Origin of the sequence: Arthrobacter sp. NPDC057013 (assembly GCF_042674585.1) — a bacterium.
In the GTDB taxonomy this organism is placed as follows: Bacteria; Actinomycetota; Actinomycetes; order Actinomycetales; family Micrococcaceae; genus Arthrobacter.
In genome coordinates, this window is the sequence record NZ_JBHUSE010000011.1 from 30,281 (window position 1) to 51,376 (window position 21,096).

General features: G+C 68.0%; 17 protein-coding genes. 3 read left to right on the top strand and 14 right to left on the bottom strand.

The genetic code is table 11. The annotated features are described in order from the left end of the window. Positions 1-14: 14 nt before the first annotated feature. The 14 genes from ACFTSA_RS14980 to ACFTSA_RS15045 form a co-directional block, all read right to left on the bottom strand. Entirely contained in the window at positions 15-1,427 is a 1,413-nt protein-coding gene (locus ACFTSA_RS14980) for a UDP-glucose dehydrogenase family protein (protein ID WP_377952270.1), read from the bottom strand. Further along, the gene (locus ACFTSA_RS14985) at positions 1,424-2,605 is read right to left on the bottom strand and encodes a hypothetical protein (protein ID WP_377952271.1); all 1,182 of its coding nucleotides are present in this window, start codon (positions 2,603-2,605) and stop codon (positions 1,424-1,426) included. The genes ACFTSA_RS14980 and ACFTSA_RS14985 overlap by 4 nt, the downstream gene beginning before the upstream one ends. Beyond that, positions 2,602-3,861 carry a phosphotransferase gene (locus tag ACFTSA_RS14990; RefSeq protein ID WP_377952272.1) on the bottom strand — a complete coding sequence of 420 codons (1,260 nt, stop codon included), beginning with the start codon at positions 3,859-3,861 and terminating at the stop codon, positions 2,602-2,604. Before ACFTSA_RS14990 ends, ACFTSA_RS14985 begins: the two co-directional genes overlap by 4 nt. Further along, the gene (locus ACFTSA_RS14995) at positions 3,858-5,810 is read right to left on the bottom strand and encodes an ABC transporter ATP-binding protein (protein ID WP_377952273.1); all 1,953 of its coding nucleotides are present in this window, start codon (positions 5,808-5,810) and stop codon (positions 3,858-3,860) included. The genes ACFTSA_RS14990 and ACFTSA_RS14995 overlap by 4 nt, the downstream gene beginning before the upstream one ends. Continuing rightward, the gene (locus ACFTSA_RS15000; RefSeq protein WP_377952274.1) at positions 5,807-7,030 is read right to left on the bottom strand and encodes a glycosyltransferase family 4 protein; all 1,224 of its coding nucleotides are present in this window, start codon (positions 7,028-7,030) and stop codon (positions 5,807-5,809) included. Before ACFTSA_RS15000 ends, ACFTSA_RS14995 begins: the two co-directional genes overlap by 4 nt. Beyond that, complete coding sequence (locus tag ACFTSA_RS15005; RefSeq protein ID WP_377952275.1) at positions 7,030-8,247, bottom strand: glycosyltransferase; 1,218 nt, start codon at positions 8,245-8,247, stop codon at positions 7,030-7,032. Before ACFTSA_RS15005 ends, ACFTSA_RS15000 begins: the two co-directional genes overlap by 1 nt. After that, on the bottom strand, positions 8,234-9,517 hold the full coding sequence (locus ACFTSA_RS15010) for a glycosyltransferase family protein (RefSeq protein ID WP_377952276.1): 1,284 nt from the start codon (positions 9,515-9,517) through the stop codon (positions 8,234-8,236). Before ACFTSA_RS15010 ends, ACFTSA_RS15005 begins: the two co-directional genes overlap by 14 nt. A 438-nt stretch (positions 9,518-9,955) precedes the next feature. Then, the gene (locus ACFTSA_RS15015; RefSeq protein ID WP_377952277.1) at positions 9,956-10,918 is read right to left on the bottom strand and encodes an SRPBCC family protein; all 963 of its coding nucleotides are present in this window, start codon (positions 10,916-10,918) and stop codon (positions 9,956-9,958) included. 270 nt (positions 10,919-11,188) lie between these two features. Further along, on the bottom strand, positions 11,189-11,770 hold the full coding sequence (locus tag ACFTSA_RS15020; RefSeq protein WP_377952278.1) for a thymidylate kinase: 582 nt from the start codon (positions 11,768-11,770) through the stop codon (positions 11,189-11,191). A gap of 348 nt (positions 11,771-12,118) precedes the next feature. Next, on the bottom strand, positions 12,119-12,241 hold the full coding sequence (gene ykgO, locus ACFTSA_RS15025; protein ID WP_377952279.1) for a type B 50S ribosomal protein L36: 123 nt from the start codon (positions 12,239-12,241) through the stop codon (positions 12,119-12,121). 13 nt (positions 12,242-12,254) lie between these two features. After that, positions 12,255-13,313 carry a GTP-binding protein gene (locus ACFTSA_RS15030; protein ID WP_377952280.1) on the bottom strand — a complete coding sequence of 353 codons (1,059 nt, stop codon included), beginning with the start codon at positions 13,311-13,313 and terminating at the stop codon, positions 12,255-12,257. Positions 13,314-13,393: 80 nt separating this feature from the next. Further along, positions 13,394-14,236 carry a PhzF family phenazine biosynthesis protein gene (locus tag ACFTSA_RS15035; protein ID WP_377952281.1) on the bottom strand — a complete coding sequence of 281 codons (843 nt, stop codon included), beginning with the start codon at positions 14,234-14,236 and terminating at the stop codon, positions 13,394-13,396. A 146-nt stretch (positions 14,237-14,382) separates the two neighbouring features. Continuing rightward, complete coding sequence (locus ACFTSA_RS15040) at positions 14,383-14,892, bottom strand: YbaK/EbsC family protein (RefSeq protein ID WP_377952385.1); 510 nt, start codon at positions 14,890-14,892, stop codon at positions 14,383-14,385. A gap of 5 nt (positions 14,893-14,897) precedes the next feature. Beyond that, positions 14,898-15,374 carry a hypothetical protein gene (locus ACFTSA_RS15045; RefSeq protein WP_377952282.1) on the bottom strand — a complete coding sequence of 159 codons (477 nt, stop codon included), beginning with the start codon at positions 15,372-15,374 and terminating at the stop codon, positions 14,898-14,900. A gap of 144 nt (positions 15,375-15,518) precedes the next feature. Here ACFTSA_RS15045 and ACFTSA_RS15050 point away from each other — a divergent pair, with 144 nt between their 5' ends. The 3 genes from ACFTSA_RS15050 (at position 15,519) to ACFTSA_RS15060 (ending at position 21,027) form a co-directional block, all read left to right on the top strand. Beyond that, positions 15,519-17,267 (top strand): ABC transporter ATP-binding protein, encoded by a 1,749-nt coding sequence (locus tag ACFTSA_RS15050; RefSeq protein ID WP_377952283.1) that lies wholly within the window; start codon positions 15,519-15,521, stop codon positions 17,265-17,267. After that, a complete protein-coding gene (locus tag ACFTSA_RS15055) occupies positions 17,264-19,318 on the top strand; it encodes an ABC transporter ATP-binding protein (RefSeq protein ID WP_377952285.1) in 2,055 nt (684 codons plus the stop codon). Before ACFTSA_RS15050 ends, ACFTSA_RS15055 begins: the two co-directional genes overlap by 4 nt. A gap of 425 nt (positions 19,319-19,743) precedes the next feature. Then, positions 19,744-21,027, top strand: a complete 1,284-nt coding sequence (locus ACFTSA_RS15060) for an ABC transporter substrate-binding protein (protein ID WP_377952286.1) — start codon at positions 19,744-19,746, stop codon at positions 21,025-21,027. Positions 21,028-21,096: the final 69 nt, after the last annotated feature.

A 21,096-nucleotide genomic window follows, 5' to 3' on the forward strand; every position in this document is an offset into this window, starting at 1 on the left:
ACACTGTCCGCCCGCTACACGCGTTGCGGAACCTGCGTCTTTTGCGCAGGTAAACCCTGCCCCTGTGCAACCCGGGCCGGGAGCCGGCTGGGGGCGCCGAGGGCGCGGTAGTCCCAGCCGGCGGCGCGGTAGGCGTCGGCGTCCAGGGCGTGCCGGCCGTCCACGATGTTCCGCAGCTGCACCAGGGAGCCAAGCTTGGCGGGGTCTGCGTGGCGGAAGATGTCCCATTCGGTGAGGAGGGCCACGATCTCGGCTCCGGTCACGGCGGCTTCGAGGCTTTCCGCGTAGGAGAGGTCGGGGTAGCTTCGCTTGGCGTTGTCCATGGCTTTGGGGTCGTAGACGGTGACGTTGGCGCCGGCCTGGTGGAGCATGCGGGCGACGTCGAGGGCGGGGGCGTCGCGGATGTCGTCGGAGTCGGGTTTGAAGGCTGCGCCGAGGACGGTGACGTGCACGCCGGTGAGGTCTCCGCAGGCCATTTCGGTGATGAGGTCCACGGTGCGCTGGCGGCGGCGCTGGTTGATGGCGTCAACTTCCTGGAGGAAGCCGACGGCCTGCCCGACGCCGAGTTCTTTGGCGCGGTGGGTGAAGGCGCGGATGTCTTTGGGTAGGCAGCCGCCGCCGAAGCCGAGGCCGGGTTTGAGGAAGCGGCCGCCGATCCGGTTGTCGTAGGAGAGGGCCGTGGCGAGCTGGTTGACGTCGGCGCCGGTGGCTTCGCAGACTTCGGCCATCGCGTTGATGTAGGAGATTTTGGTGGCCAGGAACGAGTTCGCCGCGGCCTTGACGAGTTCGGCGGTGGCGAGGTCCGTGACCACCACCGGGGTGCCCTGGAGAATGAGCGGCGCGTAGCAGTCCGCAAGCCGGTCCCGGGCCCACTCGGACGCAACACCGAACACCAGCCGGTCCGGGTGCAGGGTGTCCTCCACCGCATGCCCTTCACGCAGGAACTCCGGGTTCCACGCCAGCTCCGCGAGCCTGCCCGCGGGCGAGGCCGACTGGATGAACGCCGTCAGGGCCTCCGCAGTGCCGATCGGAACGGTGGACTTCCCGGCGACGAGGCAGTGCCCGTCCAGATACGGCACCAGCCGCGCTAGGGCTTCGTTCACGAAGCGGAGGTCGGCGGCGGGTGAGTCGGCTTCCTGCGGGGTACCCACGCAGAGAAAGTGGATGTCGGCGCCGCGGGCGGCGGAGAAGTCGGTGGTGAAGCTCAGCCTGCCGCTTTCCAGCATCCGGCGGAGCTGTTTTTTCAGCCGGGGCTCGTAGAACGGCGGCTGCCCGCTGGCCAGCGAACTGATCTTGTCGCCGTCGACGTCGATCCCCACCACGCGGTGGCCCAGCAGCGCCATGCACACAGCGTGCGTGGCGCCCAGGTAACCGGTCCCGATGACGGACAGCGCAAGGCCAGCGGCATCTGTTGGGGACTTGCTCATGTCAGGCTCGGTTCTTTGCTCAAGAGCGTGGCGGACGCGCGGGCTTCGTGTGAGCGTCGCAGCCCGGGCGAGGCCAGGTCCATTGACGACAGGTACCTCACCGCCCAGGACCCCCACGGCGGCCGGAACGAGTACATGCAGGCGAGCCGCAGCCGGGCGGAGGCGGCATAGGCCTTGAACCGTTCCGGGCTGACGTGCAGGCGGCAGGCCGCGGACACGATGCTCGCGTGGGCGATTGCAAACCGCTGCCCGCTAAGGAGGTTCTGCCGCCGGCGCAGTTCCAGGTGCACGTCAAGATTGGCGAGGTCCAGGGCGGCCTCGGCCCTGCAGGCCTCATCGAAATCCAGCAGCCCCGGCGCTCCGCCGCCGGTGCCCAGTATTCCGGTGACCGCTAAGTCGGTGCCCAGTATTTGCTTGTCGTGCAGGTCTCCGTGCGCCCATCCGAGGGAATCGAAGGGACCGGCCAGTAGATTGGAGGTGACGGCGTCGGCCTGTGCCAGGAGCGCAGCGCGTCCCTGCTCCGCCTCGGGGATCCCCTCGCTGTGCAGCAGCCAGTGATCGATCCACCGCCGTACTTTGACCAGTTCCTCCTCGGCATCATGCAGCGGAAGCCGCTCCAGGCCAGCGCGGAAAGCGGATCCGCCGGCGCGGACAACAGTCTCCGTCCAGGCCTGCGACCAGTCGGCCCACATGACGGCAAAGACGTCGTCCGGGACGGTGGTCTGGTCCCGGCCGAGGTCATAGTACGAGCGGCCAGCCACCAGGCTGAAGACCAGGACATCCGGCCTGGCTGCGCTCATTGCCGGTGTCCTGAAGCGCCCGCCGGCCAGGGGCGCGGTGGCCAACACGTGGTTGGTGGCCGCGGCCGGCGCCTGTTCGGGCCGGAACACCTTGATGTAGGTGTCTCCGGCACGGAGTACTGCCCGCTTGTGGGCGCGGTGGACCACTGTTTCGCCCTTGGGTGACTCGAGGGCGAGTGCGGGCAGCTTGGAGTCGTCCGGGCCTACCGGGACAAACCGGCCTTCGCGGAAGAACCCTCCCAGCACCCCGGGATAGCCGGGTGCCTGCACCTCCAGCACGTACCGGCCTGCCGAGACGCCGGGCCAGGCCCGTTGGACGGACCAGACGGATCCTTGGGGGTCGGTCACACGGCGGGGGACAGGCGGATGCCAGGTCATGGGATCAGCTCCGTTGCCCGGTCCAGATGCCAGGACATCTCCTCGGCCCAGTCCGGCGAGCGGTCGCGGAAGGGGTCAACGCTGCTGTTGAAGAGCCGGAAGGCCGCCCAGACATCCAGCCCGGACCGCGTGAACCGTCCGCCCGCCCGGCGGTAGCCTTCGGTGAGCCGTGCCGTTTTGGGGCCGCCGGCAGGTGAACCGGCGGAAGCCCGCAGCATCGCCTCCTCCGCCGCGGCGAATGATCCCAGGTCAGCCTCGGCCGTTCCGGCGTGTGCCCGGTCGAAGTCAATCAGCCGCACTTCGGAGCGTCCCACGAGCACCTGGTCGGGCGAGAAGTCGCCGTGCACCAGCACCTGGCCGGACCCTGCACCATCCAGCAGGAGCCGGCCCAGTTCGGCCTCGATGCGCCGGGCAGGCTCCTCCAAGGCGGGCAGCAGGACGGAGACCATATTGCGGGTGGCCATGAGCTGCGCCGCTGCGTTAGCGCTGGGTTTCGCCGCCGAGCCGTCGACCGGGACGCAGTGCAGCCGGGCCAAAGCCTCGCCGGCAGCGAAGGCGGCGGAATCGTCGTCGAGCGCTGCAAGGTCACCGCCGCCCCAGGCGACGCAGGCGCTGATGCCATGCTCCAGGCACTCCGCGTCCCCCAGTTGCGGGAGGAGCTGCACCCCGTGGCGCTCCAGCCGGTTCAGGAAGGGGGGTTGCTGTCCGGTGCCGGCGGGCCTGGCAGCGGTTTTGATCACGACGGCGGTGCTCGCCTGATGCGCGAAGAGGACCAGGCGGCGCTCGGGTTTGTAGCGCAGCACGCTGCCGCCCCCGAGCAGGCCGGCGGCCGCTCTGGGGTGAAGTCCCAGCCGTTCGGCACCGTGTTCGCGCAGCCACACGAGGTTTTTGTGCAGGGCCCAGTCGTCCTCCACTCCGCCTACGCCCACCAGCGTGTCCGGATGTGCGGGGTCCGGCCGGAGCACGCGCATGTTCCCGCCGCGTGACCGTGAGGTGCTTTCGCGCCGGAGCAGTTTGGCGGAAGGGGTTGCCAGGGTATAGGCCCAGCCGTAATCAAAGCTTCCGTTGCGGAGGCGACGGTAGGCAACGAGGAGCGAGGTACCCGGTTTGTAGCGGACGCGGGTGACGCGGACCGTCTCGCCGAGAAGTTCGGAGAGCCGTGTGTTGTCCAGCAGCCAGGGCAGGCCGGGCAGCGCGGCGTCGCGGCTGGCCAGCGAACGGTCCGGATTGCTGAACCCGGAGGGTGAGGCGTTCACGGCACCACCTGCCTAACGCCACCACGGGCGTCATCCACCCCTGGATCCGGGTCCTTCATCCATTCGGCGAACCGTGAGCCTGGGTCCCGGAGCAGGTCTTCGGGGCGGCCTGTTTCGATGATGCGGCCGTGCTCGAGCCAGACGATGCGGTCGCACGAGCGGGCGGAGTGGGCGTCGTGGGTGATGGTGATGGAGGTGCGTTCACGGGTCAGGGCGGCGAGGGCCTGCAGGACGGAGTTCCGGGAGACGGGGTCCAGTCCGGCGGTGGCTTCGTCCAGGATGACGATCGGTGCCTGCCGGAGGATGGCCCGGGCAATCGCGATCCGCTGCCGCTGGCCGCCGGAGAGGTCTTTGGCGGCTTCGCCGAGGACGGTGTCGTAGCCGTCCGGGAGGTCACGGATGAAGTCGTCGGCCTGGGCCAGGGCGGCGGCGTGTTCAATGTCCCGGTCGGTGGCGTCCAGCCGGCCGAAGCGGATGTTGTCCCGCACGGAGGAACCGAAGAGCACCGAGTCCTGGAGCAGGATGGAGACGTGCGAGCGGACGGAGGCGATGGTGAGGTCGCGGAGGTCTTCGCCGCCGACGCGGACGGTTCCGGTGCTGGGGTCGATCATGCGCAGGATCAGGGAGGCGAGGGTGGACTTGCCGGCGCCGGAGGGGCCCAGGATGGCGAGATGTTCGCCGGCCGGGATGCTGAGGCTGATGCCGTGCAGCACAGTCCCTTCGCCGTGGCCGGCGGAGACATTGTCCAGGACGATATCCGGGGCGGCGGAACGGAGGGGCCGGGCATGGGGCGCTTCGGGCAGGTCGGTCTGGGCTTCGAGCAGGTCCGCCACCCGCTCTCCGGAGGCAGTGGCCCGGGCGATCCGGCCAATCTGTTTCGCCACGTCTTTCAGGGGCTTCATGCCCGTCTTGAGGTACATCAGGAATATCACCAGGTCGCCGGGGGTGATCACGTGCTGCATGACGCGCCAGCCGCCGCCGGCCAGAACCACTGCCGTCGCGACGCCGATCAGCACGTCGGTGCGCCGCTCCAGCCCGGCAGCCAGCCGCAGCGCCGCAACGCCCGTTCCCAGGGTTGCCTGGTTGCTGCTGCGGAAGCCGGAGCTGATCGTGTCCTCCAGGCCGTAGGCCTGGACCTCGCGGATGGCACCCAAAGTCTGCGCCGCCGTCGTGGCCAGATACCCCTCCCCCTTGCGGGAGTTGCCGGCCGCCGCGGTGATCTGACCTGAGCTGGCCCGGGACAGGAGGACGAAGGCACCGCCGGCAAGAACCACCACCAACGACAGCAGAGGATCCAGCCAGAGCAGGATGCCGATCATCGCCACCAGGGTGGCCATGTTGCCCATGAGCGGCAGCCCGGCGGTGATGGCCACGTCCTGCAGACGGGAGACGTCGCCCACCAGCCGCTGCACCGTGTCGCCGGTGGAGGCGCGGGTGTGGTGGCGCATGGAGAGGCTCTGCACATGGCGGAAGGCCCGTGCCCTCAGGTCTGCGGCCACCCTCGAACCGATGAGGGCGAAGCAGACGGCGGACCAGTAGTTGGAGACGGCGCGCCCGATGCTGATGGCCACCACCGCCGCCCCGCACAGGATGAGTGTCTGCACGCTGGCGTCCAAGGTGGGGCCGGGCTTGTGCAGTGTGGCGCCGAGGGCGCGGGACACGGCGTCGACCACCAGCTTGAGGGGCCACGGTTCCACCAATCGGAAAATCACGTCGAACGCCAGCCCGACGAATCCGCCCACCATGAGGAGGCGATGGCCCCGCAGGTGCGGACGCACGCAGCGCAGCGTGCGTCGCAGCCCCGATTCCGGCTCCGTCGGCCGGACGGGATCCCGCCGGCGCCGGGAGGGCCGCCCCTGCTTCTTAGTGGCGGCGGCCTTCGTGGCGGCGGCCTTCGTGGCGGCGGCCTGCTGCCGTGAGGGCCGCGCCCGGTGGGTGTGTGCGGTCATGGCAATGCCACCTCCTGGCGGAGCGGCAAGGCTGCCGTGATGCGGGACAGCACGCCGTCCCAGCTGTAGAGCCCGACGGCGGCTGCCCTCGCCTGGGTGCCCAGGCGCTCACGCAGCGCCGTGTCCGCACCGAGGCGCCGAAGGGCGGCGGCGAAAGCGGTCACGTCACCCGGCGGGACGAGCAGTCCGGTGCGTCCGTCCTCCACGATGGACGGTATCTGGCCCACCGCCGTGGCCACGATCGGCATGCCGGCGGCCAGGTATTCGTAGACCTTCAGCGGGGAAAAGTAGTCGTCCCGGCCGGGCACAGGTTGCGGGTACGGCGCAGCGGCAGCGTCGCATCCGTGCAGCAGTCCGGGCACGGCGTCCGGGGGCACGGAGCCGGTGAACTCGGCTTCCACGCCCAGCCCGGCTGCCGCCCGTTCGAGGTCCTTCCTGCCGGGGCCGTCGCCAATAATCTTCACAGTCCAGCGTCCGTCGGCGCGCCGCCAAAGTCCGGCGCCGGCCGCATGGACGGGTACAGCGTCAGAGTTGGCCAGCGCCACCGCCGTGAGCAGGGCGGGGACGCCGTGCCAGGGTTTCAGCGTGCCGACGAATCCCACGGTGAACCGGTGCGGGTGTCGGCGGCCGCCCGGCCGGGGACCGATCCGCTCCGTGTTTACACCGTTCGGTGCCAGCAGCGTTTTGGCGCCCGGCACCCGGCGCTCCACCCACCGCACCACGGGCTCCGAGACAGAAGCCACGGTGTCCGCGGCCAAGGCGTTGCGACGCAGCACGGTCTCGGCCAGCCGGACGTCAAACAGCTGCCGGTACCGCTGCTGCTCCTCAATCAGCGGCGCATTTACTTCCAGTGCGGCCGGGACCCGGAGGCTTTCAACGGCCACAGCGAGGGCCGGGCTGAACAGTGAGTAGCGTTCGTAGACCACGTCGCAGCCGTCGCGGACCACCGACTCGGCCAGCGCCGCTGCCGCCTCCCCGATGGCGCGCTCCCGCTCCTCTCCGGAATCTGGCTTCTCCCCGTCCACGCGGCGGGGCCGGAGTTCGACGACGGCGAGATCCGCCAGGTCTGCCGGCCGGTCAGTGCCGGCGCGGGTGCAGTAGACCGTGACGTCGGCCCCGGCCCGGCGCCAGGCCCGCACGATCTCCTGCACATGGACCGAGGAACCCTTGGTGCCGAAGACGGGAACACCGGGGTCGGCGCAGACGTAGGCGACGCGCATCAGGCAACCTTCCTTTCATCCAGCGACAGGGCCCGGAGCGCCTCGGCCTGCCGCCGCACGTCGTAGTCCTTCTCGATCAGGGCGCGGGCGTTGCGCGCCAGTGCCACGCGGTCGGTTGCAGGAGAGCTGAGGCGGCGGATCGCCTGCGCCAGCAGATGGGGCTGGCCGGGCCGGGTCAGGATTCCGGTGTGCCCGTTGCGTACCGCCTCCGGTATGCCGGTGACGGAGGTGGAGATGCAGGGAACGCCGGTGGCCATGGCCTCCAGCAGGACCGTGGGCATGCCGTCGGCGTTGCCGTCCGAACCCACGACGCAGGGTGCGATGAAGGCGTCGGCCGAATCCAGCAGCTCGTGGACCTGGTCCTGCGTCTGTGGACCGAGCAGCCGCACGTGCCGGTCCAGCCCGAGCTGTTCGATGGTGCGCTCCAGCTGCTCGGCCAAAACGCCCGTGCCGGCGATCCTCAGGTCCAGCGGGAAGCCCTGCGCCACCAGCTCCGCGGCGGCAGGCAGCAGGTGCTGGAACCCCTTCTTTTCCACGAGGCGCCCCACCGCGGCCACCCGCACTGTGGAGCCGATGGGACCGGGGTCCCGGTACGGGAAGCGCTCCAGTTCCAGGCCGTTCCGCACCAGGTGGAGGCGGGAGGTGACGTCCGGGAAGCGGCGCTGCAGAAAGTGCAGGTTGTACTCGCTGATGGTCACGGCGTGGTGGGCCTGGGCGAACTTGGTCCGGAGGTCGTCGGCGACCGTCTCAACGAAAATATCCACGGCGTGCGCTGTGAAGGAATAGGGGATGCCGGTGATGGCGGAGGCCAGCCTCGCCACGCTGGTGGGCGTGGACGCGAAGTGGACGTGCAGATGCCGGATGTTGCGCTTCTGCAGGGTGACGGCGAGGTTGATGGCCTGAAGCGCATCGTTTGGGTCCGTCGTGGCCAGTTCCGCGAAAACCCGGGACACCGCCGGGGCGAGCCCGGCTGCTTCCGCGGCGCGGAAGGTCTCCCAGACGCGCTCGGCGCTTTTGGGCCGGCCAATAAGGGTCACGGGCGCCTTGACGCGTGCCAGTTCGGGATGGAACCGCTGGTCGTTGCATGGGCGCAGGGAGAAGATTTCGATCCTGTCCCCGGCGGCCTCGCGGGCCAGGATCTCCGACACGATGAACGTCTCGGAAAACCGCGGATACATCTTGAGGATGTACGCGGTGGCCGGTTCAGACTGCGGCATGGGCGGCACCTTCCCGTTCGCTGCTGTCATGTGCGGCGGCCTGTTCACCCGCGGCCTGTTCACCCGCGGCCTGTTCGCCCGCGGCCTGTGCGCCGGCCGCAATGGATGCGGCGGCCTGAAGCAAAGGCTGCAGCAGTTCGGCCGCCAGCTGCGGCACGCGGACCAGGCCGTCGAGCCGCGCCTTCCTCCGGTCCACCCGCGTGCCCAGTCGGCCGGCCAGCCAGCTCGAGAGGATCCCAGGGGTGAGCGTGCCGATCTCGTGATAATCCAGGTATCCCGCGGAGGCCAGGGAGGCGGCCCTGATCCTCTGCTCGGACCGCGCCCGGGTGCGTGGCACGATCAGGGCAGGAACGCTGGTGCTCATGATTTCGCAGACGGTGTTGTAGCCACCCATGGACACAATGGCCTGGGCCCCGGCCAGGTGGGGCACCATGTCATCGAGCCGCCCGACAATCCGGACCCCCGGGACTGCCCGCCGCCGCAGGTCCGCGAGCTGGTCTGCCGGCATCTGGGGTCCGGCGACGACCAGGTGTTCCACGCCCGGCGGCAGGTCCGCCGCCGCTGCCACGGCTGCCAGTGCGTACCCGTCAGCCCCGCCGCCCACCGTCGTCAGGAAGTAGGGCACGGTCATGGTGATGTGTCCCGGTTCCGCCGGCCTGCCGGCCGCGAGGTAACCGGTGTAGCGGACAAGTTTTCCGACGGACAGCGGTATTTCCCCCGCGGCCAGGGGATCATGCACAGCGGGGTCACCGTAGACCCAGATGGCGTCAAACAGGTCGTTCACAAGGGGAGCGCCGCCCGCCCTCTCCCATTCGGCGATGGCCGCCTCCGGCGCATCCAGGATTTCGCGCAGTCCCAGAACGGTGCGGACGGGCCCTGCGGCGCGGACCCGGCGCAGTGCGGCCTCGAGTTCGTGATGGATCCCGGTGGCGTGCCGGTCCACCACCACCAGGTCGGGGAGGAAGCCGCCCAGCACAGATTCGAGCAGGCCGGCCCGGAGCGACACCAGGTCCTGCATGGGCACGGTAAGGCTGCGGGGCTGGTAGCCGGCAGGGCTCTTTTCCACCCCTGGCAGGATGACCCAGTCCCAGCCGGCCGGCACATTGAACCCCGGGGCCAGGGCGGTGCCGGAAATGAGGATGCCGGTTACGGCGCGGCCGGTCAGGTAGGGAAGCTGGTTGGCCAGGGCATGGGCCAGCGCGAGATTGCGACGCACGTGACCGAGACCCAGCGAGTCGTGTGAATAAAGAACAATTCTCAAGTGGTCCATGTGGGCCCCCATAACCTGCCGGTTCTCGTGGAGAATGTGTTTCGGCAAGCCTCAATGAAGACTTATTTGGGAAGGAGAGAGTATTAAGGAATTCTCATTATCTCCGGGCGCGCAGCATTGCTGCCGCGACTGCTGCGAAATTAACTTGTGGTGGCCCGGCAGGCGCTGGGCGAGGGACGCTTGTGCGTGTTCCCCCGGCGCTGGGGGAAGGAAGATGCATCCCACGTTGCCACCGCGTGCCGTACAGGTCAATCCTCAAATTAACCGAAAAATCAGCGGCATTTTCGGCACCAAATGGACAAGAACGACGGCGGGTTGCCCCGCCGTCGTTTGTTGGGTTTTTGCCGGTGTGCCGCCGTCGAAATAACTGCCCGACGGCGGCACGTGCGTCCCCAGCGATGGCCGGCGATAGTGCTGCCGGCGTTGGTGCAGTCGGCGTTAGTGCTGGCCGCTGGTGCCGCCCAGCGGCGGCACGGTGCCGGCCCCGCCGTCTTCCCGCTCGGCCCGGTCCGCGGCGCTTCGCGTATCGCTTGCCGCCGTCTCGTCCGAGTCGCCCTCGTCGTCGATCAGTCCGTTGGTCTGGTCGAACGGATGGGCGATGTTCTCGTCCGTCAGTGCCGAACCGGCGCCCGCCGCGGTCCCGCCGGCAACGGTCCCCGCCGCGGTCCCGCCGGAGAAGCCCGGGGTGTCGGTCGTGTCGGTGACAACGGTCGTTTCGGTGTACGCCGGCTCCACCGGGACAACGGCTTCATCCACGACAGCGGCTTCGTCCACGACGAATACGGTGTCGGCGTCCTTGTCCTTGCTGCCGGCAGCAACGGCCGCAGCCGCGCCTGCCGCGGCAGCAACGCCCGCGGCCGCCGCAACCTTGCCGGAGACGCCTGCCTTGCCGCTGTCACCGAGCGACCCGGCCGCGTGCTCGACGCCCGGGGTGCCCACCGAGCCGCCTTCGTTGACCGAGCCCCGCCAGGCGCCGCTGGCGTAGCCTTCATCCTCGATGAATTCCTTGAACTTCTTGAGGTCGGCCTCGGCCTGGCGCTCCACGACGTGCAGCTTGTCGCCGATCTTTTCCACGACCCCTTCGGGTTCGTAGTCGATGAACAGCTTGATGGAAGTCTGGCCGCCGCCGACGTCTTCAAACTCCACGGAGCCGGCGTTGGTGGCACCCTCCGTGGCTGCCCACGCGACCTTCCGGTCCGGCTTCTGCTCGAGGATCCGGGCCTCCCACTTGCGCTTCACGCCCGCGATCTCGGCCACCCATTCGAGCCGGTCATCGCTGAGCTGGGTCACTTTCTTGACGCCGCCCATGAAGTGCGGAAAGTCCTCGAACTGGGTCCACTGGTTGTATGCCGTGCTGACCGGCACGTTCACCAGAATGCGCTTCTCAACCCTCGTGCTCATAGTGTCTCCTTCGTCGAAGTGAACAGATGACGGTCCGGTAGTCCGAAGTCATCAGCATGCTTACTATATCTTCGACGGCGGAGCGTGGCCAGACCGCCAGCCCGGAACCGTGGTGTTCGCGCGGAAACGTGAAGCCTCCGCGCGAATCAAAGGACTCAAGCGCGGAGGCTTCCAGCACTCCATTTTTGGGGGGAAAGAGGAGAGCTGGCACAAATGTACAGCCGGCGCGACTTCCGGGAAGCCAAATTCGGCCATTTCGGAAATTCTTGACTAAACCTTGAGTAGCCGCTGCGAATCGACGGCGCCGACCACCCTGGCGAGCACCTCGGCCGGGCGTCCGCCGGCGTCGATCACCACCATGTCCGCGTACTCGGGCAATGCCCGGTAGGCGGCCCGCAGGGCTGTCAGCTCGGCCACCGATTCCTCGTCCGTGCCGCGCGCAACGATCCGCCGGTGCGCGGCTTCGGGGCCCACGTCCAGGTGGAGTATCAGGTCCGGGGCCGGCAGGGTCCGGAGCAGCCAGGGGAGAATCCGTCCCCGGGGCAGGTCCTTCACCTCGCGCAGCGCCAACTGGCAGTGAAGGTGCCGGTCCATCACCACGAGCCCCTCGAAGCGCGATGCCCGGGCGTGTGACACCAGGACGTTGAATACGCGCATGGTGGTTTCCGCCGCGTCGGCCAGGCGGTCGGGCAGGCGCATGCCGAAGCGGGCACCGAGCAGCGACATCCGCCGCCGGCCGGCATAGTTGCTCAGTAAAAGTGCGTTCCTGCCCTCTGCCCGGGCGGCCGCCACAAGGGAACGGGCCGCCGTCGTCTTTCCCGAACCGTCGATTCCTGTCAGAACAATGATCATTGGCCGCCTTCCGTGCCCCTGTCCAACGGCCTGGCACCGGGCAACGTTGCGGCTTTGAGGCGCACCTCACGTTCGCACTGTTTCCCGGTGGTGCATCCCAAACGTACGACGGCGGGGCCCGCCGGATCTTGCAGCGATCCTTCCGGAATGTTGCGCCATTCTTGAGCGTGGTGGGGGACAGTAGTCCGCAGGGGCCGTGCAGAAGCGCCGCGGCCCCGCACGAGACTCGGCACCTAGTTGACGGCACAGTCTTCATCCAGGTCACCCGGAATGACCACGGACTGGGACGGGCGGGCGCAATGGAGCACCGGCCCGTCCCCGGCAGGTTCGTCGAAGCGAGCGGCAGGCTCAGCCCTGGCGGCCCTTCATCCTCGGATTCTTCTTGTTGATGACAAACGTCCTTCCTCGGCGGCGGACCACCTGGGCTCCGGGCATCTTCTTCAGTGCACGCAGCGAGTTTCGTACCTTCATTTGCTTTGCTCCTTCATGTGGTGGTTGGGGTGAGTCCGAACGGATCATCCAGGAGTTCCAGCCCGGCAGCCATTTCGGCGTCGGTAAGCTCGCAGGACGCCAGCAGCTGGGCGATTTCGTCTGCGTCCAGGTCCTCCCCGGTGGCGGCGAGTTCTGTCCCGCGATCTCCCGGGCCCGGTCGCAGTTCAGGCAGCCACGGCCCGGTGTTCTCCAGCCATATGCGCGGGCCGATGCCGTGGATGGCGATCCGGCAATCGGGTGCGGTTGCTATCCAGAGGCGGCCGCGCAGCCAGCAGCACCCGGCTGCAAGGCTGGCCAGGGCGTGGCGGAACCTTTCCGGATGGAGCGGTCGCCGGACCCGATGGGTGATGGTGGTGAACGGTCCGCCGGAACTGCGGGCGGTCCGGACGGTTCCCGGAATGGTTCTGCCAATGGCTGCGGCGTAGTCATGGCGGCCTTGCTGAATGCGGGTTGCGTCTTCGGCGAGGTCGGCGTGAGGTGCCAGTTCGCGGAGCAGTTCCAGGCCCCGGGCCCGGCCCTCGGGATCCAGCGGGAGCACGTCGGGTTCGGCAGCGAGAACGGTGTCGCAGAACGAAAGCTCTCCGATGATGAACTCGCCGGAGGTCCGCTCGTCGTCGGCGACGGGTGTGAAGCCCGATTCGAACAGGGTGTGGTGGTCCCAGATGTGGTCCTCCACGCAATCCGGTGCGCAGGCGTGCACGGCAGAGGCGACCATGCCATCCCCACCGAATTCCTGCCTGAGGGCGGCGATTGCGATTGCCGCCGGCACGCCTGACGGCAGCCCCGCAATGACGTGTTCTTCGCCGGCCGCCATCAGTTGCCTGACGGCGGGCACGACGCCGAGGCGCACCGTGCAGCTGAGGCAGCCGTGCTCCAGCACAGTTTCCTGCCGCTGCCCCGGACTGTCATGGCGGAAGGTCCGGCAGATAACGGTGCCGTTTTCCAGGAGGTCGTGGACGACAATAACGGCCGAGGGGTGTGCCGCGGCCAGCGCCTCGCATGCCTGCTGGCGGCAGAGGGCGTCAAGGGAGCTGAGGACGGTCAGGATCATGGATCCAGCATAATGAGAATCGTTCTCATTTACAAGCGCCTTATCCTGGCCCCTTTGTGCTGGCGTGCCCCCGGAGGGAATTACAGGAAGACGCTGCCGCGGATGACGGTGCGGCTTGTGCCTCCCACCCAGATACTGTCGCCCTCGGTGGTGATGGTCAGCCGGCCGCCGCGGCCCAGGACTGTGCCCTGGCTGACGGTGTAGTTGCCCTCGGCCACGCCGGAACCGATCAGCCATTGTGCGAGGCCTGCGTTCAGGCTGCCGGTGACCGGGTCCTCGGGGATGTCCAGGCCCGGAACAAAGCCGCGGACCTCGAAGTCCGCCGGGCCGCCGTCTCCGTAGGCGCCAATGACACCTACGTTCAACTTCCCCATGGCCACGAAGTCGGGCGCCAGGTCGAGCACCTGCCTGGCCGAGGCCAGTCGGATGCCGAGCCAGCCCGGGCCGTTGTCCACCCAGTTGCTATCCAGCACCTGCCCGGCCGGAATGCCCAGGCTGGCGATGGCCTGCTCCAGCACTTCGGGCTCCACGGGACCGGAACGGCGCAGCGGCGGGGCTTCGAAAAACTGTTCGTCCGTGGTCTGGCTAATTTTGACGAGCCCCACCTCGCACTCCTGTACGAGTTCGCCGGAGCGCCGCGGCTGTCCGCCGTTCTCCAGCCACGCGTGCGCGGAGCCGAGGGTGGGATGGCCCGCGAAGGGAAGCTCGGAGGCCGGCGTGAAGATCCGCAGTCGGTAGTCAGCCTCAGACTGCCTGGGCTTCAGCAGGAAGGTGGTCTCGGAGAGGTTGGTCCAGTTGGCGAAGCTTTGCATCTGCTCCGCGGTCAGGCCGTCGGCGTTATGGACGACGGCGACCGGGTTGCCGGGTTTTGGCCCGGGGGCGAAAACGTCGACCTGCGAGAAGGGATATTCGGTGACGGCCATGATGCTCTTCCTCTGGACTTCAATCTCTGGGGACTGCGGGCTCGGGGGTGCTGCGGGCTCCGGCGAGCCCACGATTCACGGTAGGCAGCAGCGCGGGCCGCACACCAGAGCCAATCCGGGAAAGTGGCCCGCCTTCGGTTACAGCCTCAGTCGCCCGGCACCTCAGCCGGCTCTCGGGGCGTGGCGAGTCCGTCCACCACCTCGACCCCAGGCAGTTTCAGGAGCTCGGCGGGGCTGAGGACGATCTTGCTGGACCTGTTGCCGCCGCCCATGACTACTTGGGGCACGTCCATCACGGCGCGGTCCACGTACACGGGCAGTGCGGAGATGCCGGGCACGGTGACGCCACCCACCAGCATGCCGGTCAGCGCGGTGGTGGTCTCGGCGTCGGCAAAGGAGGCGCGCTTGACGTCGAGCAGGGCCCGCACGGAACGGTTCACGTCCAGCCGGGTGGTGCCCAGGACCACGCATACCGCATAGCGGGCCGGCTCCACCTTCTTGGACGTGACCAGGATCGTGTTGGCTGCCTGCTCCAGGCTGAAGCCGTAGTGGGCGCAGAACTCGGCGGTGTCCGCCAGTTCGGGCAAACATTCGAGGACCTCGTGGGCCATGCCGTGCGCGGCCAGGGCCTCGGCCACGGCGGGCAGGAGGAGCATGTCACTCACAGGAGTTCTCCTTTATGGGTGGTGTCCGCACCGGACACCGGCAGCGGATAGGCAGGAACGCGGCGGACCAGGAAGAACCGGTTGGACGCGGGCAGCCACATCAGCGCGCCGCCGGCCAGTGTCAGGAGCAGGCCGGCAAGGATCAGGGCAGTCAGGTCGACGCGTGCGCCGAGCGCCGACAGGGCCGCGGCAACGGTCAAAAGAATGCGGGCCCAGCGGGCGCCGTGCAGCAGATGCTGGGCGGCAAGCACCTGAAGGGCAGTGAGCGGGACGGCGAAGGCCACGAGATAGGGCACGGCCCAGTCCGGGATCGACTGGCCAAAGTCGATTCCCGCCACCTCCAAAATGACAGGCATCATGCCGGCCACCACGGCGCTGGCCACCCAGCAGGCTGCCGAGAGCCGGACCGCCGCCGGTGCGTTTACTAAGCCGATGTTTCCGGGCTCGCCAAAGCCCGGCTGCTGATCGCTCAATGAAGTCCCCATTCTTCAATTTGCGTTTTCAATTGCGTGTTTCCGGATTTCCGGCGATGGCCCCAGCCTACAGGCTGTCCCAAGCCGCCGGACGTACACTGGCCTTCCCATCAATTCGAGGACCTGCTGCAAGGATGCATCTGGATGCTTTGGAAGCTTCTTGTCCGGTACCTGCAGCCGCAACGGCGGCTGCTGGTCGCCGTCGTCGTTTTTCAGCTGGCGCAGTCCATTGCGTCCCTCTACCTCCCCACGCTGAACGCGGACATCATTGACCTGGGCGTGGCCACAGGCGACACCGGGTACATCATGCGCGTCGGCAGCCTGATGCTTTTCATCACCCTGCTGCAGATCGCCTGCGCTGTGACGGCGGTGTACTTCGGGGCCAAGGCGGCGATGGGGATGGGGCGGGACTTGCGCGGGGCGATCTTCACCCGGGTGGGCGGCTTCTCCGAGCAGGAGGTCACCCGGTTCGGCCCGGCCAGCCTGATCACACGGTCCACGAACGACGTGCAGCAGGTGCAGCAGCTGGTGCTGATGTCCGCCACGCTGATGGTTGCCGCGCCCATGCTCAGCATCGGCGGCGTGGTGATGGCGGTCCGTCAGGATGCGCAGCTGTCGTGGCTGATCGCCGTGAGCGTGCCGGCGCTGCTGATCGGCGTCGGGCTGATCGTGAGCCGGATGGTGCCGCTGTTCCGCCTGATGCAGCTGCGGATCGACGCCGTTAACAGGGTTCTGCGCGAACAGTTGGCCGGCATCCGGGTGGTGCGGGCGTTCGTGCGCGAGGACCTGGAAACCGAGCGGTTCGCCGGCGCCAATGCGGACGTAACGGACACGGCGCTGCGGGCCGGGCGGCTGATGGCGCTCGCTTTTCCCGTGGTGATGCTGGTGCTGAACGTGTCCAGCGTGGCGGTGATCTGGTTCGGGTCGTTCCGGATCGAGGACGGCTCCATGCAGGTCGGCACGCTGGTGGCGTTCCTCAGCTACCTGCTGCAGATCTTGATGTCGGTCATGATGGCCACGTTCATGGCGGTGATGATTCCGCGCGCGGCCGTCTCGGCGGACCGGATCGGGGAGGTGCTGGAGACGGAGTCGTCTGTGCGGCCGCCGCTGAGCCCGGTGGTGTTCGCCGGCGCTGACAGCGGCACCGCCCGCGGTGAACTGGAAATGCGCGACGTCGGATTCGCCTACCCGGGTGCCGAACGGCCGGTCCTGAGCGGCGTCAGCTTCACCGCCCCTGCGGGGCGGACGACGGCGGTCATCGGCAGCACGGGCTCGGGGAAAACCACGCTGGTGAACCTCATGCCGCGGCTGTTCGACGCCACCTCCGGGTCGGTGCGGATGGGCGGCGTGGACGTGCGGGAGCTCCACCCGGACCTGCTGTGGGGCCACATCGGCCTGGTGCCGCAGCGGCCGTACCTGTTTTCCGGGACCGTGCGGAGCAACCTGCTGTACGGCAAGCCGGACGCCACCGAGGATGAGCTTTGGCATGCGCTGGCCACTGCGCAGGCCGCGGATTTCGTGCGGGAGATGGAGGGCGGCCTGGACGCGCCCGTCTCGCAGGGTGGCACCAATGTGTCCGGCGGGCAACGGCAGCGGCTGGCGATCGCCCGGGCGCTGGTGAAGCGGCCGGAGCTTTACATCTTTGACGACTCGTTTTCCTCGCTGGACACCGCCACGGACGCCCGGCTCCGGCAGGCGCTGCGGCGGGACACCGCCGGCGCCACGCTGGTGATCATCGCGCAGCGCGTCTCCAGCATCGTGGACGCTGATCAGATTCTGGTGCTCGACGGCGGCAGGATCGTCGGGCGCGGAACGCACGGCGAGCTGCTGGAGACGTCGGAGACGTACCGCGAGATTGTGTCCTCGCAGCTGGCGGCCGAGGAGGCGGCATGAGCACCTCGAGCCGTGCCCGCGGAAGCCAGCCGGGCCCCGGAACTGGAACCGCCGGACCTGGCGCCTCCGGAACCGGCGCGGCCCCCGGAACCCAGCGGGCCGACGTCGCACGTATTCCGCGGCCGGCGGGCGGCCCGGGGCGCGGCGGACCGTTTGCCGGGATGAGTGTCCCGGCGGAGAAGGCGATGAACTTCGGGCCGTCGGCCCGGCGGCTGCTGGGGGAGCTGCGCCCCGAGCGGGCGTGGCTGGCGCTGGTACTGGCGCTCGCCGTTGTAAGCGTTGCGTTTTCGGTGACCGGGCCGCGGCTGCTGGGCGAGGGGACCAACCTGATCTTCGCCGGCGTGGTGTCCAAGAACCTGCCGGCCGGGGTGAGCAAGGAGCAGGTGATCGCCGGGCTGCGGGCGTCGGGAAAGGATGCGCAGGCGGACATGCTGGGGGCAATGACGCTGACGCCGGGCTCGGGGATCGACTTCGCGGCGCTGGCGAACGTGCTGCTGTGGGCGCTGGCGCTGTATGTGCTGGCGTCGGCGTTCGGCTGGATCCAGGCGTACGTGCTGAACGGCGTGGTGCAGCGGACGGTGTACCGGCTGCGGGAGCGGATCGAGGCGAAGATCCACCGGCTGCCGCTGCGGTACTTCGACTCGATCCAGCGCGGCGAGCTGCTCAGCCGGGTGACGAACGACGTGGACAACATCTCGCAGAGCCTGCAGCAGTCGATCAGCCAGGCGGTGACGTCGCTGCTGACGGTGCTGGGTGTGCTGGTGATGATGTTCCTGCTCTCACCAGTGCTGGCGGTCATCGCCCTGGTGACGGTGCCGCTGACGCTGGTGACGACGGCGCTGATCGCCAAGCGCTCGCAGAAGCTGTTCGTGGCGCAATGGAAACATACGGGAGAGCTGAACGGGCAGATCGAGGAGACGTACACGGGGCACGCGCTGGTGAAGGTGTTCGGCCGGCAGCGGGAAGTGGAGGAGCGGTTCCGCGAGAAGAATGCGGAGCTGTTCGCTGCGAGCTTCGGGGCGCAGTTCATCTCCGGCCTGATCATGCCGGCGCTGACGTTCATCGGGAACCTTGTGTACGTGGGCATCGCCGTGGTGGGCGGGCTGCAGGTGGCGTCCGGGGCGATGCAGCTGGGTGACGTGCAGGCGTTCATCCAGTATTCGCGGCAGTTCACGCAGCCGCTGGCGCAGCTGGGCTCGATGGCGAACCTGCTGCAGTCCGGGGTGGCGTCGGCGGAACGGGTGTTCGAGCTGCTGGATGAGGAGGAGCAGTCTTCGGAATCTTCCGGTGCTGCCGCTTTCGGCGGGCGGGGCCGACTGGTGTTCGAGAACGTTTCGTTCTCCTACTCACCGGACAAGCCGCTGATTACTTCTCTGAGCCTCGTGGCGGAGCCAGGGCAGACGGTGGCGATTGTCGGACCCACCGGGGCCGGCAAAACCACCCTGGTGAACCTGATGATGCGGTTCTATGAGCTGGATGCCGGACGGATAACGCTCGACGGCGTGGATGTCACCTCTGTTCCCCGGCGCGAGCTGCGCTCGCGGATGGGAATGGTGCTGCAGGATACGTGGCTCTTCGGCGGGACCATCCGGGACAACATCGCGTACGGCCGGCCTACTGCTACTGAAGCCGAGATTGTGGAGGCGGCGCAGGCGACGTATGTGGACCGGTTCGTGCGTGCCCTGCCGGAGGGGTACGACACGGTCCTCGAGGACGAGGGCTCCAACGTGTCGGCGGGGGAGAAGCAGCTGCTGACGATTGCGCGGGCGTTCCTGTCCCGGCCGTCGGTGCTGATCCTGGACGAGGCGACTTCCTCCGTTGACACCCGGACGGAGCTGCTGGTGCAGAAGGCGATGAGCGCGCTTCGTTCGGACCGGACGAGTTTCGTGATCGCTCACCGCCTCTCCACGATCCGCGACGCCGACCTCATCCTGGTGATGGAGGCCGGGCAGATCGTGGAGCAGGGGACTCACGCGTCCTTGCTGTCTGCGGGCGGGGCGTATGCGCGGCTGTACGAGGCGCAGTTCGCGGCTCCTGCGGCGGAGGTTTAGCGGCCGCTCGAGGCAGGAAACGACAGCTGTGACGCCGTGAACGCCCGAAACGCACTCCTGCGGCTGGCTTCCGGAGGGGGTTCACCTGTTCTCCTGACTGGGTGACCAGAGGGACCGCGCTTTCCTGTCTGCATGCGTGGCAGTTGGCGCCGGCGCCGAATCCCTGGGTTTCTGCCGCCGCACGGGTCCGGGAATATTCGCAACGATGCCAAAACGATTTGTCCTGCCGCCGGCCAGTTTATGGCGCGCGGCCCGCCCGCGTCAAGGCCACCCCCAACCCCAAAAGTGATGCTTGACACGTCTCCATCCTTGGCTCTAACGTTTTGCCAAGTCGATTTGGCAAAACGGTTTTTCACAGCGACTGACTTGAGTTTACTGACCCACCCCAACGTAGAATCCGTTCAAAAGAAAGGGAGTCGACAGCGATGTCCTCTCGAACCACGATTTCCCGGATCACCGCCATCGGCGGGCTGTCCACCGCGGTGCTTCTGGCAGCAACCGCCTGCGGCGCTGGGGGCCCGGCCGCGCCGTCGGGTAGCGCCGGCACCAGCACGGTCAACGTCCTCGTCGAGGCCGGCGGCCACGCCGAGCTGACGGGCGTCGCCGAACAGTGCAAGAAGGAAACAGGCGTCAGCGCCAACTTCGTCGAGCTGCCTTACGACGGCATGTTCAACCGGCTCTCCAGCGAGTTCTCCTCCGGCAACGTCTCCTTCGACGTGGCCGCCCTGGATTCCGTCTGGCTGCCCAGCTTCAAAGACGCGGTCCAGCCCATCGACGAGCTCTTCACGGACGAAGCCAAAAAGGACATCTTCCCGGCCCTGGTGAAGGAGGCCAACGTGGACGGGCACTTCATCGGCATGCCCGCCTGGACCAACGCCGAAATCATCCTCTACCGCAAGGACCTCTTCGGGGACGCCAAGAACAAGGCTGACTTCAAGGCCAAGTACGGCTACGAGCTCGCAGCCCCCACAACGTGGAAGCAGTACCAGGACATCGCCGAATTCTTCACCAGGGACGGTATGTACGGCACGGACGTCAAGGGCGGCGTCGAAACCGAATGGCTGGCCCATGTCCTGCAGGCCGGCTCGCCCATGGTCCTGGACCAGAACAACAACGTCGTCATCGACAACGCCGCCCACAAGGAAGCCCTGGACTTCTACGTCGGCCTCGCCAAGTCCGCTCCCTCCGGCGCCGCGCAGGTGGACTGGGCGGCAGCGCAAAACCTGTTCAACCAGGGCAAGACCGCGATGACCCGCTTCTGGGCCCACGCCTACCGGCAGATCCCCAAGGATTCACCGGTGGCGGGCAAGGTGGGAGCTGCTCCCATGATCGGCGGATCCGCCGGCGTCGGCGCCGTTCCCGGACCCTGGTACCTGACCGTCCCCAAGGCCACGAAGAACGCGGACGCGGCCAAGAAGTTCGTCAAGTGCGCCTACGACTACAACGACAAAGGCATCGAATCCAGCCTTGGCCTGGCCTCCCGGATCTCGGCCTTCGAGAAGTACCAGGACAAGGCAGGCTACGAGAGCTTCAAGCCGCTGATCGAGACCCTCAAGGGGAACGCCACCGCAACGCGCCCGGCCACCGGGAAGTGGCAGCAGATCGTCGACACCGTCCTGGTCCCGATGCTGCAGAAGGCCGTGGCCGGCGGTGACTCCGCCACACTCCTCGCCGACGCCAAGAGGCAGATCGAGGACCTCCTCAAGTAAGACACCCGCGGCCGGCATCTGCCGAAGAGGCACAGCAAGTCCGGTGCCGGTCGCGGGCCCCAACCAGCG